A 13,096-nucleotide genomic window follows, 5' to 3' on the forward strand; every position below is an offset into this window, starting at 1 on the left:
GAAGGATATATTGAAGCTGCTGGAGCTTACCCCAACAGCAAAACGTTAAAAAATCGCCAAGCCATTGTTGATAGAATCAAAGAAGAAAAAGTAGATGCTTTTTTAACCGCCGCCATTGCAGCAGGTTTAAATCCTATCGGGGACTTCACCGGATTGAATTTAAGAAACATTGATTTTCTGACAACAGAAATGATCAACGGTGATGAAGATGAATATGATCTCAGCAATGCCAATTTAGAAAATACTAACTTGAGTCTTACCAATCTGCGTTACATGAATTTAAGCAATGCTAACCTGAAAAACGCTAATTTAAGTGGTGCAGAATTAGCTATTTTGCCAGGAGCTAACCTCACAGATGCGACTTTAACTGATACTTACTTGGGTAATGCTGATTTAACTGGTGCAAATTGCCTCAGAGCCGATTTTAGTCGGGCAAAGTTTGCAGAGGAATATACTACTCTGGAAGATTGTAATTTCCAGTACGCTAAATTTATTGAAACTCAATTTCATTCAGAAACTGCCATTGATGGTTGTGATTTTAGCTATGCGGACTTTAGCCATGCTCAAGAGATTGTAAATTTATTTGGTATTTGCGAAATTGAAAAAGGCGTTAATTTTAGTTATGCCAACTTTAGTTACACAGATTTAAGCGGTTTTGAATTTAACAGAATGAAGTTAGAGTTGAAATATGCCCAATTCCAACATACAGAATTGAGAGGCGTTAATTTATCTAATTTAGATTTAAGCTACATTAACTTTGCCAATGCGAATCTTGAAAACGCCAATCTCGAAAACTGTGATTTAACAGGAGCGAGTTTAACGGGTGCAAATCTCAAAGGGACTAATTTAAAAGGAGTCAATTTTCAAAAAATTGGACAGTGCAAAAATATCAAAATAAATCTCAAAACGCAGATTGATGAAGAATGGCGAATGTTGGTAAATGAACAATCTGCTAACACTAACTACAATTTAGAAGAGATTATACAGCAACTCACCCGCCTACAAAATAAACCATCTTGGCAATTAAAATATATCAGCAATCCTGATGGTACAGAATCTGCGATCAATGATTTTCATCGGAACAAAAGTAATTTCATTGAGAAAATTGTCCAGGGACATTCCGTTAAATTGCTAATTCGCTTTATTGGGGAAAATCACATCCTCTCTTTATCACCTCAAACAGTTTGGGTAGAAGAAGTCCCTAGAGAACATCCTAATTTCCCTGATGATTCTACCGTTATTGCTCAATATCAATCTATTTGTGATCAATCCTTTTTCCCTCCATCTCTCAGAACATTTGCTGGCTCCTGCTGCCAAACCCTTCTCATCCTCAATACAAAAGGAGAATTTCAAGTAACACGCTGGCGAGTAGAAGATAATAGTTTGATAGATTCAGTGTCAATGGGTGTCTCTGTTAGATGGCTGATTGACTGAATAATCTCAGAAACGTTATATTTGGTTTGCTTCGTACAGGTTGCGCTGCGCTTAACCCAACCTATTTATAGACTTTGAAAACACACCCTAGCTGGTTGCAGATAACAATATCATTATGTCAAACACATCAGAACTACTCTGTCGTAGTTGGCGACACGCCTATGAAGAATCTCATCCTGACTTTATTACTTACTACTCCCAAGATTACCCCTTACCTGCGTCACGAGGACGACCGGGGATGAGCTTTCAATCTAATGGTGAATTTATCAAAGAAACTATTGCTCCCAGTTGCGGTTTTAACTATACTCACGGTAGTTGGCATTGGCAGCCTAATGGTAATGTACTGATTGACCTCCCTAGTGAGCGATGCAGCTATGAACTGGAAATTGTCTCTTTGACAGAAACACAACTGCGCGTTAAGTGGCAAAAATTTTCCAGAAATGATCAAGCGACCCAATTAAGTTAAGTAAGACAGAAGAGTGGGAAGAAGTTAATTGAATTAAACTTAGCTGAATTAATCTATGAGTCAACGTGATAAATTTACCCCACTTCGTCATGCATTACGAGTGCGGGACTGGAAAGCAGCAGATGGGGAAACCTATGACTTGTTGTTTAACTATGTTTATCAATTCTACTGTCAGCAACACGGCTCTAGCTGCTGGGATAAGCTTGAATCTGCCTACTTGAACAAGATTCGCTCTGAGTGGGCTGAAAACGGAAAAAAATTATATGCTCATATTCATGACCGGAAGCGGATGATTTTGACTGCTATTTTTGATCATGAGAGTGCAAAGCCGTTATGGGATGAAATACCTGATGCAATTAAATATTGGCATAAGTGGGGCTATTTCCTCAAAGCTATTCCACCAGAGGATCTACAGGTGATTGATCTGTTATGGATTAAAAACAGTGGGGAGAAATTTGGTTTTAGTATTCAACGGCGTATTTTCCTAGAATGTGGAGGCACAATTGAATGTGGAGGAAAAATTATTAATGATGAAGATCCTCGTCGGTATACAAAACCTATTGATCTCATGAAATTTCAGCGTCGGGTCGGTTGGCAGCGAATCCCATTTTCAGGAAAAGATTATCCCTGTTTTAACTATCAAGACGCACTTCCAGGACATCTTCCTCTAATATCAATCCACAATCCATTTTTATCGAGCATTGTGCCTGTCGCTGACTTCCAGGAGAATGATCATTCCTATCAAACTCCACTCTGTCAGTATTATTGCTGGCCTATACTCGCTCATTCTGCCTTCAATGTTTAGCACCCCTGAAGTTTTGGCAACAAATAGACATGAGCAAAATTTCTGAATAAGTTGGTATAGCAGCATTGCAGAGCAGGAGTAAACAGCATGAAACACGAACACTATCACCAACTCAGGCAGGGCGTTGAGGCCTGGAATGCTTGGCGACTGGAGCATCCAGACGAAGACATTGATCTCACAGAAGCTGACATACGGGGGATTGATTTATCAGGAGTCAAACCGAGTGATCAATCCCTGAACCCATATTTGGACCCTATCTCCAGGGATATGAGCCTTTCCAACCTTCGTATAGGTGTTGATTTGAGATTTGCTAACCTGGCAGGTGCTAAACTCTGCAACGCTAATCTCCGTGGAGCAGATTTTAGAGACGCAGTTCTTGACAATGCTGACTTCAGTGGCGCTAACCTTGGTGATATGTATCACGATAGCGATGAACCGATGATGTCTCAGGGAGCCAAATTCTCCAACGCATTTATCGAGGGGACTAATTTCAGCAGTGCGGACTTGAGCGATGCAGACCTGGGGTTAAGCTGGATTATTCGCGCCAACTTCAGCAATGCTAATCTCAGTTTTGCCAAACTCCATAGGGCTGATCTCACAGATAGTAATCTCGAAGGGGTGAACTTCTGCGGTGTCTCATTGAAAGATGGGAACCTAAGTGGCGTTGATTTGTGTGGAGCAAACTTGAGTCAATCTAATTTTGAAGGCACTGATCTCAGTGGTGCTAATCTCGATAATACTAGTTTTTACTTGAGCAATTTGCAAGGGGCAAAGCTGACGAGAGCGAGTCTCAAGGGAGCTTCGCTGAGTGGTAGCAATCTCTGTGGGGCTGATCTTAACGATGCTAATCTTTATGAGGCTAATCTTGACAGTGCTAATCTCTGTGGAGTACAAGCCTTGGGTAGTCAATTTAACCATGCTATTTTAACAGGAGCTTGCGTGGATGGGTGGATGATCAATCAGCAAACTCAACTCACTGATGTTGTCTGTAACTTTATCCATCTGAGGTATGACTGGCACAAAAAACAGTTTACCGAACGCCGTCCCCGTGATTATAATCGCCCCTTTGCTGCCGATGAATTTAAAGCGTTAGTGCAATTCCCACCCATTATCCTTGATTGGGGATTTGTAGAGATTCATCTATTTATTCGTAACCGATACCTTCTATTTTTGATTGATTCTGGTGGTAAAAATACCATGTCTGGGACTAAACAGTAATGCTAAAATAAATAAGCCTGATACTACTAAAACGATAGCGGGGCCGGAGGGTAAATTATAAAAGTAGCTGAGGTACATCCCGCTAATACTGGAAATTACCCCAATGAATGCCCCTAAAATCATGACGTGATGTAGGCGTTTAACTAATAGATACGCAGTTGCTCCGGGTGTAATTAGCAGTGATAATACTAATATGACTCCTACTGTTTTCATGCTGGCAACTATTGTTAAGGCAATGAGCAACATTAGTCCAAAATTTAGGCGATTAACTGGCAAACCTGCGGCTTGTGCGCCTAAAGGGTCAAAGGTGTAAAATAACAGTTCTTTGTATAGTAAGAAAATCACTATTAAAACAATAACGGCAATAATTGAGGTGTCTCGGACTTCGTTAGATGTCACGCCGAGAATGTTGCCGAAAAGAAAGTGATTTAGGTCGATTTTTTGACTTTTTTGAATAACAGTAATTAAGGTGATACCGAGGGCAAAAAATGCAGAAAGGACTATACCCATTGCGGCATCTTCTTTGATGGGCGATCGCGTTTGAATCCAGGCGATCGCCATTGTACTCACAACACCAGCTATAAATGCGCCAAAATATATATTTCCCCCTAACATAAAGGCGATCGCTAGTCCTGGCAAAACTGAATGGCTGATAGCATCACCCAGCAATGCTAGTCTTTGCACCATCAAGTAACTACCTACAACTGCACACAGCAAGCCCACTATAATCGCAATCACAAGCGATCGCTGCATAAAGTTGTATTGCAATGGCTCAATTAATGCTTCTAGCATAAGTATTTGTCAGAGTCGCAAAGATCAAGAATTTATAGCCTCATCATCAAACGCTATCTTACCAGATGATTTTCTTTGTTAGCCATCGAAAAAAAAGTTCCCATGCGATCGCTGAATATGTCATACTTAACAAACTATTGCTTCTGTGACTTTTCATAACAATCTTGATTAATTCCCCCCGATACTTATTCTTTGTGTCATAGTGAAGGGGTGAGAATTTATTCGGCGATCAGCTTTTGTTTTTAGTATTGACAGGCTCTTTCCTTTTGGTATTTACAGACTTTTCCCCGAAATCGAAATCTCTACACTCTTACGATTTTGGAGAAAATCTATGTCAGTTTACGTAGGCAATCTATCTTACGAAGTTACACAAGACACTCTTAGTGCTGTGTTTGCAGAATATGGTTCTGTAAAGCGCGTACAGCTACCTACCAACCGTGAAACAGGACAACTGCGCGGTTTTGGCTTTGTAGAAATGGGTACAGAAGAAGAAGAAACAGCAGCTATTGAAGCTCTTGATGGTGCTGAATGGATGGGACGGGACTTGAAAGTAAATAAAGCCAAGCCCAGAGAAGATAGAGGTTCCTTTGGTGGTGGTAATCGCAGTGGTGGTGGCGGTAATTTCCGTAGCCGTTACTAAACAATCTAAATTAAACCTTTTCACCTCCTAAACACTGGAACTGAAAAAGGTCATATTTTCAACAACCTCAAGCCAGACTCGGTTTGAGGTTTTTTAACATATAGCAAGTAACTGAGTCGAAACCCTGTATTTGTGTAGGTTGAGTTAAGGAACGTTGAACCCAACACTTTGCAGGATGTTGGGTTTCCCAAAGCCTCAACTTTTGACTTTTGACTTTTGACTTTTAACTTCCGTCTTTAAGGGAGGGTTGGGGCTAAGTTGCAATAGCGATTTCTCAGGAGTTTGCAAAATTTGCTGTTCTTGATGACGCTGTTGTAATTTGTACATATGATCAAATAAATGCCAGCAATATTCCTCTGGTAGTCCACAAGTAACAGCACCCCGCAAAACAACATTAAAATACCAGTCATTCGGCGCTAGTTCTTCTGTGAGCTTGTTAACTACTATATAAGTCCGAGCTTTTGTATATACCTGATTTTCGCAGTAAATATCTACTTCTTCCCGACGATATAAACTTTGAGAAACACCTTCGCGTTTGTCCAAATATGCACTCAATCGCCAGGGTAACTGATACAGCACACCTTTAACGCTGGCGTTGGGGTCTGGTAACACATCCAAAACCCCACAATGACGAGTTGGAGAGTAGGAATAGAACCCTAAGCGATAATTCTTTAAAATTGCCGGGCCGATAATATAAGAATGAGTGTTTTCACCAAGCGATCGCTTCAAGTCTACCGGACACATACAAGAGCCATAGGCAAAATAGTAAAACATTGGCTCTTTCTGTAGCGGTTGTTGCAGTTTTAACTCTGGCTTGGCAGGATTATGAGATTGTATCCAGCTATGGTGTGAGCGATCGCTTTGATTACTCATCTATCTTTGGAAGTATTTATATTAACTACAATTTTATCATAAACTACCCTACAAATACAACTATATTCCGATAGATAAAGTGTAGTTTTTACTTCTCCTGACTCATCTTTGAACGCTGGTAACAATCCGATTCCAACTATTGACTACTTCACGCAAATTCTGCGGTAGGTTATTTTGAGAAATATCATTGTACTTAACTGTACCTTCTCTACTGGTGAGGGTGTAGGTAAAGTAATCAGCCGCGCCTCTGGGTGCTGGATAGCTGAGATTGGTAAATTTAGAACGTTTTAGCAATTGCTGAAATTGTCGTACTTGTTGGCTAGAAATGCGCCACACACTACGCTCAGAATCATTAGCATCACCAATCCGCACACGCATTAAACGCCCATCATTGAGTAAGACAGTTTCGTAGGTTTTTCCCAACAATCCACCACTGGAGATTTGGCGAAACACCATACCTTGAGTTAAAGGTGGGGGTAATTCACGAGCAGGAATGGCTATAACACCGACATTTCCGGGATTACCAACAATTTTACTCGCTGCTGCGTTAAATTTAACCAGAGAATCTTCATCAGTATGATACACAAATCTTTCTGGCGCGATCGCTACAGTCACTCGCCAACCTGGAACTAGTGCTAGGGTGCAAGGCCCACGACCTAAATCCAAACAGCCATTACTCCAAACTACCTTTTCTGCTTGAGTAATATTTCTGGTATTGACAGCAATCTTGGTTCTAGCTCGATTCGATGCGTCTCGTAAAACCGCATCCCTAATTTTTCTGGGTAATTGCTTGTCAGAAATGTTACTGGCTTTTTCATTTAGCCTCACAGTGGAACCGGTTTGATTAGTGTGATACACCAAAGTTTGATTAGCAGCACCAACAGTTACTCGCCAACCTTGAACTAAAGCTTGGGTACAGAATTCACCAGCAGCAGCTAAGTTCAGACAGCCATTATTCCAAGTCTGTTGTTGAGCTTCAATCACCTTTAGCCGAGAAGTTGGTAATTGTAAACGTTGCGAAGCGGCTTGGAAAACTGCATTTTTTACAGACTGTGGTAGATTTCTAGATGGATTTGCTGAGGCTAGTCGTAAAGAACGCCCATTGCTATTGGTGTGATATATCCAGTTTTGTTTGTGATTAGATACGACAACTCGCCAACCAGGAACTAATGCTTGGGAGCAAAGCTCATTGGGTTGAGGCAATTCTAAACAACCATTATTCCAAGTTTGTTGACGATAATCAATAATTTTTATATCTTTATTTAAAATTCGCTGTCTCCGTGCTAAATCTCGCCGGACTGCATTAGCTACTGCACGTGGTAAGGGGTTTTGATTATTTTTTACTAATACTTGATTATGCGTTTTTGGCGCGAAGTTTGTAGAATCAGCAGTAGCACTTTCTATGAGTGTAAAAATACCACTTACAGATAAAATCCCAGTCAAAATCAAAGCGGTGATAATTCGGGCTTGATAGGTAACGCCATACTTTTTTAGAGTGGTCTTCATAAAAAAATGCCCATATTCATTAGTGCTTAAATTGACGCTAGTATTCTGACAATTTGTTCCTTAATTTTTCACAGAAACGATACGGAATGACTGAGGCTGTTTTTGGGATATCTGGAGGGCTGTTGTCAAGAATTAAGGCAGATATGACAAAAATTTACAAAATCATAGTCAGTATTTTAACTTGGAGAAAGTAACGCAACTTATGTCTAAATAGATAAGTCATAATTCATGTTTTAACCCCTTGGGATCAAATTATGAAAAAATATCTCAAATGGTGTATGGAATTGATGGGGAGGAATTTTTTTCACCGTCAAAAGCCAGCCTTTTTTGCCGTGATAGTTTCTGTGAGTATGATCGCTACATTCATGCTATCGCTTCCCCTGAACGCCCAAACTACATCTAGGACAGAATTAAGAGGCGTATGGTTAACAAATATTGATAGTAATGTCCTATTTGAACGCGATCGCTTGAAAAATGCCTTGCAACGCTTAGATGACTTAAACTTTAATACAGTTTACCCTGTAGTGTGGAACTGGGGCTATACATTATATCCTAGCAAAGTAGCAGCTAAAGTAATTGGGCGATCGCTCGACCCCGAACCCGGATTACAAGGGCGAGATATCCTCAAAGAAATTGTCACCGAGGGACATAAAAAAGGTTTGAAAGTAATTCCTTGGTTTGAATTTGGCTTTATGGCTCCGGCTGATTCCCTTCTCGCTAAAAATCATCCCCAATGGCTCACCAGTCGCAGCGATGGTAGTAAAATTGTTAAAGAAGGCATACATGAACGGGTGTGGTTAAATCCCTTTCACCCAGAAGTGCAAAATTTTATCCAAGATTTAATCGTTGAAATCGTCAGCAACTACGATATTGATGGCATTCAATTTGATGACCATTTTGGCTTACCATCAGAATTGGGCTACGATGCCTATACAGTAGCTCTATATAAAAAAGAACATCGTGGACAAGCACCCCCGCAAGACCCCAAAAATCCCGCATGGTTGAGATGGAGAGCGAACAAAATTACCAACTTCATGAAGCAGGTATTTACAGCCATCAAAGCCAATCAAAAAGATTGTATTGTTTCCGTTGCACCTAACCCTCAGCGTTTTTCCTACGAATATTATCTAGCCGACTGGCAGAAATGGGAAAGAATGGGACTGGTAGAAGATTTAGTGTTGCAGATATATCGAGATGATTTGAACGTATTTATCAAAGAATTAGAGTATCCAGAAGTTAAAGCAGCTCGCAGCCATATTCCTGTGAGTATCGGCATTTTATCCGGGTTAAAAAATCGCACCGTACCCATAGAACAAATTAAAACCCAAGTAGAGAAAGTACGCGATCGCAAATTTGCCGGAGTTTCCTTTTTCTTCTACGAAACCCTGTGGAATTTGAGCCAAGAACAGCCCCTAAAGCGTCAAACAGGCTTAAAAAATATCTTCCCCACACCAACAGCTTATCCAAATTTACTCACAGGCTGGAAACCGTAGCAAGAGGCAGAGGGGCAGAGTGCATCCCCTCTCCTGACCGTGCCAATTTTAGATTGCCAATTTCAGCTTTCACCGGATGTCCTCTGGATTCAGAGGTCTTAAGGTGCAGCCCATACTGCCTTGGTGTGGCCCACCGCAGCCTCGAATCACAAAATAACCTTGAACACGCAAAGTAGAACGGATATAAGTAAAATCAGCGTCTTTTGAAGAATCCCCTCTATCAATTGAAAAGCTGGTTCCTGTGCATTTCAGTGATGAAGGCATCTCATTGGTTTTCAATGGCTCGAAGCAGCTATGCCAAAGATGAAAAAAATCAACTCCGAAGCTATTATTAGTCAGTTCTATTTCGTTGTTTTTGCTAGGAAGATAATAAGCATCTATGAATACTGGCTTCTTTTGATTCTCTAATATAAAATTTGTGAACGCATTACTCGCCTCGTAATGTCCAATTTCTCCTTTGAATTGGGGAATTTGACTGGCATCAGCTACGTTATTTTTATATGCTCCTAGTAAAAATGAGGCGCAAGCTATCAGGTAAAAAACTTTCTTCATTGGGTTCTATTTCGTGGCTTTTGTGGCGGCTCACATCTTCCCCTATCGCATTGGTTGCCTGTGTTTTGTGTCACCTTCTCATGACCCTTAACATTGACCTTAATATAGGACTCCTATTTGAATTTTGATAGCTTGCGTGGCGTAAGCCATACAAAACGACCTATTCCTTGATTCCTTCTTCCCTGTTCCCTGTTCCCTGTTCCCTGTTCCCTACCTCTACGAGTAAATATGGCTACGCCACGCTACGCGAACATAAACCAAACCGGATTCCTATATAATGGGTAAATCAATAAATTTAGAGCGAGTCTAGCTCATAGGAATTGTTCCCCAATAAGGCAATTAACTCGCTCAGTCTAGTGGCCATTAATTTATATTGGGTTCTATTTCCCCTGGTAGAGTCTGTTCCAGATTAACGGATTGTTCTGGAGAGGCTATGGCCACTTTGGGAATTTCTATTACCGGGTTATTTAAAGCCACCATTAGGGGAGAATTTGCAGCTACAGGGGTTTTTATACTTTGTGTAGGCTCTAGTGGTTGTTGTTCCGCTAGTCGCAGGGTATTGAATGCACCACCTGATAGCAAGCCAGATAAAGCACCCATCACGCAAGCAGCTACAGCAGCTGCACCAAATCCCCAAATGGGAAGGGAACGGCGGCGCACACGCTTTAATACTTGCTGAACTGTTACCTCTGGCGGTTGTTGGGCTGTTGGGACGGGAAAACTCCGTAAGCCTCGACGTAAATTTAGTAGTCGGTTATACAGGCATTGAACTGAGGCATCGTTTTTTAGCCATTCTTCTACCTGCCTACTTTCAGTGGCTGTCACCTCTCCATCGAGGTAAGCACTTAATAACTCGAAGCGATCGCGCTTCACCATATCCATAGCACCCGTTATTTCATTGGTATGCTGGCCTGTCCCGGTTGGCAAATTTTCAGAATCTCGCCAAAGGGAGCGGTCATCAAATGGAGAATTAATATTCATTGTAGCATTATGACCAATTCAGATGCGGGTAAAGATCATGAAAGATTCTGACAAATTTATTTAATTTCCTCTGAATGGGAGCAGAATTCTCAACTGAAAACAAAATTTTCACAGGTTTTTTAAATTTTGCCCTGAGATCATCACCAAAAGTTGGTAATTTTGTGATTTAGGCATCTAAATAGTTTTGTAACTGAGTTTGCAATCTGGATCTAGCTCTGGCGATTCTAGATTTCACTGTTCCCAAGGAAACACCGGTAATTTCGGCAATTTCTTCGTATGCCATCCCTTCGATTTCTCTCAGAACAATGGTAGTCCGAAACACCTCTGGTAAATCCGCGATCGCTTCCCGCAATTGCTCATAAAATTCTCTGGTTGTGAGTTCTTCTTCAGGGCCAGGAGTATCACCAGCAATTTCCCAATCCATCTCGCCGTCTTCTAGTGTGCGGGGAGCATCCAGTGATAAGGGACTGGCTACCCGCTTACGTTTACGCAACTCGTCATAAAACAAGTTGGTAGCAATCCGGCTTAACCACCCCCGAAACTTGACTGGCTCTTGTAATCGGTTCACATTTCGATAGACTCGAATCCAGACTTCTTGAGCTAAGTCAGCTCTGTCAGGCCAATCTGGAGCTAGGTGGTATAGAACTCGATCAACTTGACTTTGATAACGGCGCAGTAACTCGGCAAACGCAGCACGATCAGGGCGCAGTCCGACTTGACAGCGTAAAATTAGATCGTGGTTAGAGAGTTTGTCAACTTGCACCGATGCTTCTGAGTATCTTGCATCAACCGTTGACCAGGATACAGTAATCGATTGGCTCATAGATCGTACTGAATTTTGAATTATCCCTATCTATTAGACAAGCTAATGGGCGCAATGTTCCTTCGGCAGTGACGGATTTATGACTGGTACATGACTTGTATATTAAGTTTAGGGACATTTTATAGCTATAGAGGCAGTCTATTAACATCCCTAGCAATACTATAGCGGTGTTTTCACTTGTTGAAAATCACTGGTGAAAATTTAGAGGACTTACGCATATTTATGCAAGCCTAACTATCTGACTAGATACAATTGACAAAATCAACAATATATGTAAACAAAGAGATTGCACAAAAGACATTCAACGTCTCTTGTTCTCAAATACCAATTGCTAAAATTTTACTTCTGTTAATATAGGCAGATGTAGCGACAAAAAAGGTGATTTTTGGGATTTTTGACCATAATTGTGGTTGATGTTTCTGTGTTGTATTGTGGCTCATTAATACCAGCTTGAGTTGAATTTAGTAAGCGGACTTGAAGAAAGAAGTTTAGGGAAAATGTAATGATGACTGCTAAGAATAGTTTTTCAAACATAATTTTTCTCTCACCCACACCACTAAAGATGGATTTTATGCACAGTGAGTGTTCTGAGTGAATAAAATTTTTACTCAGAATTCTGTGCCGGGATGTGCTGATAGTGTTAGTTTGCCCAAAAGTATCAGCAGAGTTATGAGAGAACAGATAAGTAACTATAAATTATTGATAATTTTGGATGTACTCATGAAGCAATTAGTCAACTGGATATGTCAGGGATAAACAATAGGCGATCGCAATGGTAAGAAATGAATCTGTAGCGCGTATAGTCATGTTTCTCTGTTTTGGTACAGCCATCTTGTCTCTAGCTGTCCATTGGCGGATTACGACAACTCAAGGGCAGTTTGAGCAACCAGCTTCTGCCGCAGGTAGTCCACCTGGGAGTGCTGATCCTGTTTCTAGTGCGTCTACACCTCCTCCGCAACCTGTCCAGAGGAATTCTGTGCAGCATCTTGCGGATGCCGGCACTACTGACTTATCGCCCAAGATGCGATTGCTATTTCCCACACAAAGGAAGAATTTCCAGGGTGTATCTTCACAAAAATCATCTCAGACGGAAGTTGTGGTGAACTTAAGCGATCGCCGTACCTATGTTTATAAAGGAGGTGAAGTCATAGCCAGTTATCCAATTGCAATAGGTAAGGAGGGTTGGGAAACTCCGACAGGTTCGTTCCGAGTTACGGATATGCAAAAATATCCTATTTGGCAGCACCCCATCACCAATCAAATTTTTCCATCAGGTGTTGATAGTCCTTTGGGAGAGCGATGGATTGGTTTCTGGTCAGATGGACGCAATGCAATTGGCTTTCACGGCACGCCAGATACACACTTGTTGGGAGCTGCTATCTCTCATGGCTGCTTAAGAATGCGTAATGATGATGTCCGTTTATTATATGAACAGGTAAATATTGGCACGCTTGTATCAGTACGCGATTGATTAGGAATTTTCTCAAATTCCATGATTAATTCGGGTTTGTTG

Annotated in this window: 14 protein-coding genes; 7 read left to right on the forward strand and 7 right to left on the reverse strand. The window is 41.1% G+C overall.

The features are described from left to right. The 4 genes from VB654_RS14115 to VB654_RS14130 form a co-directional block, all read left to right on the forward strand. A partial coding sequence (locus VB654_RS14115; RefSeq protein WP_323214404.1) for a pentapeptide repeat-containing protein occupies positions 1-1,434 on the forward strand: 1,434 nt, incomplete at its 5' end. A gap of 115 nt (positions 1,435-1,549) precedes the next feature. Further along, positions 1,550-1,900, forward strand: a complete 351-nt coding sequence (locus VB654_RS14120) for a hypothetical protein (protein ID WP_323214405.1) — start codon at positions 1,550-1,552, stop codon at positions 1,898-1,900. Between the two features lie 55 nt (positions 1,901-1,955). Next, positions 1,956-2,705 (forward strand): GUN4 domain-containing protein, encoded by a 750-nt coding sequence (locus VB654_RS14125; RefSeq protein WP_323214406.1) that lies wholly within the window; start codon positions 1,956-1,958, stop codon positions 2,703-2,705. An 87-nt stretch (positions 2,706-2,792) separates the two neighbouring features. Next, complete coding sequence (locus tag VB654_RS14130; RefSeq protein WP_323214407.1) at positions 2,793-3,923, forward strand: pentapeptide repeat-containing protein; 1,131 nt, start codon at positions 2,793-2,795, stop codon at positions 3,921-3,923. Here VB654_RS14130 and VB654_RS14135 read toward each other — a convergent pair. Then, positions 3,870-4,715 carry a metal ABC transporter permease gene (locus VB654_RS14135; protein WP_323214408.1) on the reverse strand — a complete coding sequence of 282 codons (846 nt, stop codon included), beginning with the start codon at positions 4,713-4,715 and terminating at the stop codon, positions 3,870-3,872. The genes VB654_RS14130 and VB654_RS14135 overlap by 54 nt on opposite strands. Positions 4,716-5,046: 331 nt before the next feature. Between VB654_RS14135 and VB654_RS14140 the strand changes: the two genes are divergently transcribed. Continuing rightward, complete coding sequence (locus tag VB654_RS14140; protein WP_323214409.1) at positions 5,047-5,355, forward strand: RNA-binding protein; 309 nt, start codon at positions 5,047-5,049, stop codon at positions 5,353-5,355. 195 nt (positions 5,356-5,550) lie between these two features. Here VB654_RS14140 and VB654_RS14145 read toward each other — a convergent pair whose 3' ends face one another. Both VB654_RS14145 and VB654_RS14150 read right to left on the reverse strand, forming a co-directional pair. Beyond that, positions 5,551-6,228, reverse strand: a complete 678-nt coding sequence (locus VB654_RS14145) for a gamma-glutamylcyclotransferase (RefSeq protein WP_323214410.1) — start codon at positions 6,226-6,228, stop codon at positions 5,551-5,553. A 102-nt stretch (positions 6,229-6,330) separates the two neighbouring features. Next, on the reverse strand, positions 6,331-7,734 hold the full coding sequence (locus VB654_RS14150; protein ID WP_323214411.1) for a hypothetical protein: 1,404 nt from the start codon (positions 7,732-7,734) through the stop codon (positions 6,331-6,333). Between the two features lie 254 nt (positions 7,735-7,988). Between VB654_RS14150 and VB654_RS14155 the strand changes: the two genes are divergently transcribed. Then, entirely contained in the window at positions 7,989-9,227 is a 1,239-nt protein-coding gene (locus VB654_RS14155) for a glycoside hydrolase family 10 protein (protein ID WP_323214412.1), read from the forward strand. Between the two features lie 69 nt (positions 9,228-9,296). Here VB654_RS14155 and VB654_RS14160 read toward each other — a convergent pair whose 3' ends face one another. From VB654_RS14160 to VB654_RS14175, 4 genes are all read right to left on the reverse strand, one after another. Beyond that, positions 9,297-9,779, reverse strand: a complete 483-nt coding sequence (locus tag VB654_RS14160) for a hypothetical protein (protein ID WP_323214413.1) — start codon at positions 9,777-9,779, stop codon at positions 9,297-9,299. A gap of 363 nt (positions 9,780-10,142) precedes the next feature. Further along, positions 10,143-10,760, reverse strand: coding sequence for a transcriptional regulator (locus tag VB654_RS14165; RefSeq protein WP_323214414.1), 618 nt, complete (start codon positions 10,758-10,760; stop codon positions 10,143-10,145). Positions 10,761-10,926: 166 nt separating this feature from the next. Continuing rightward, on the reverse strand, positions 10,927-11,583 hold the full coding sequence (locus VB654_RS14170) for a sigma-70 family RNA polymerase sigma factor (RefSeq protein WP_323214415.1): 657 nt from the start codon (positions 11,581-11,583) through the stop codon (positions 10,927-10,929). Positions 11,584-11,931: 348 nt separating this feature from the next. Further along, complete coding sequence (locus VB654_RS14175; protein ID WP_323214416.1) at positions 11,932-12,117, reverse strand: hypothetical protein; 186 nt, start codon at positions 12,115-12,117, stop codon at positions 11,932-11,934. A gap of 238 nt (positions 12,118-12,355) precedes the next feature. Here VB654_RS14175 and VB654_RS14180 point away from each other — a divergent pair, with 238 nt between their 5' ends. Then, a complete protein-coding gene (locus VB654_RS14180) occupies positions 12,356-13,054 on the forward strand; it encodes a L,D-transpeptidase (protein WP_323214417.1) in 699 nt (232 codons plus the stop codon). The last annotated feature ends 42 nt before the right edge of the window (positions 13,055-13,096 follow it).

The organism is Nodularia sp. UHCC 0506 (assembly GCF_034931045.1).
Taxonomy (GTDB): domain Bacteria; phylum Cyanobacteriota; class Cyanobacteriia; order Cyanobacteriales; family Nostocaceae; genus Nodularia.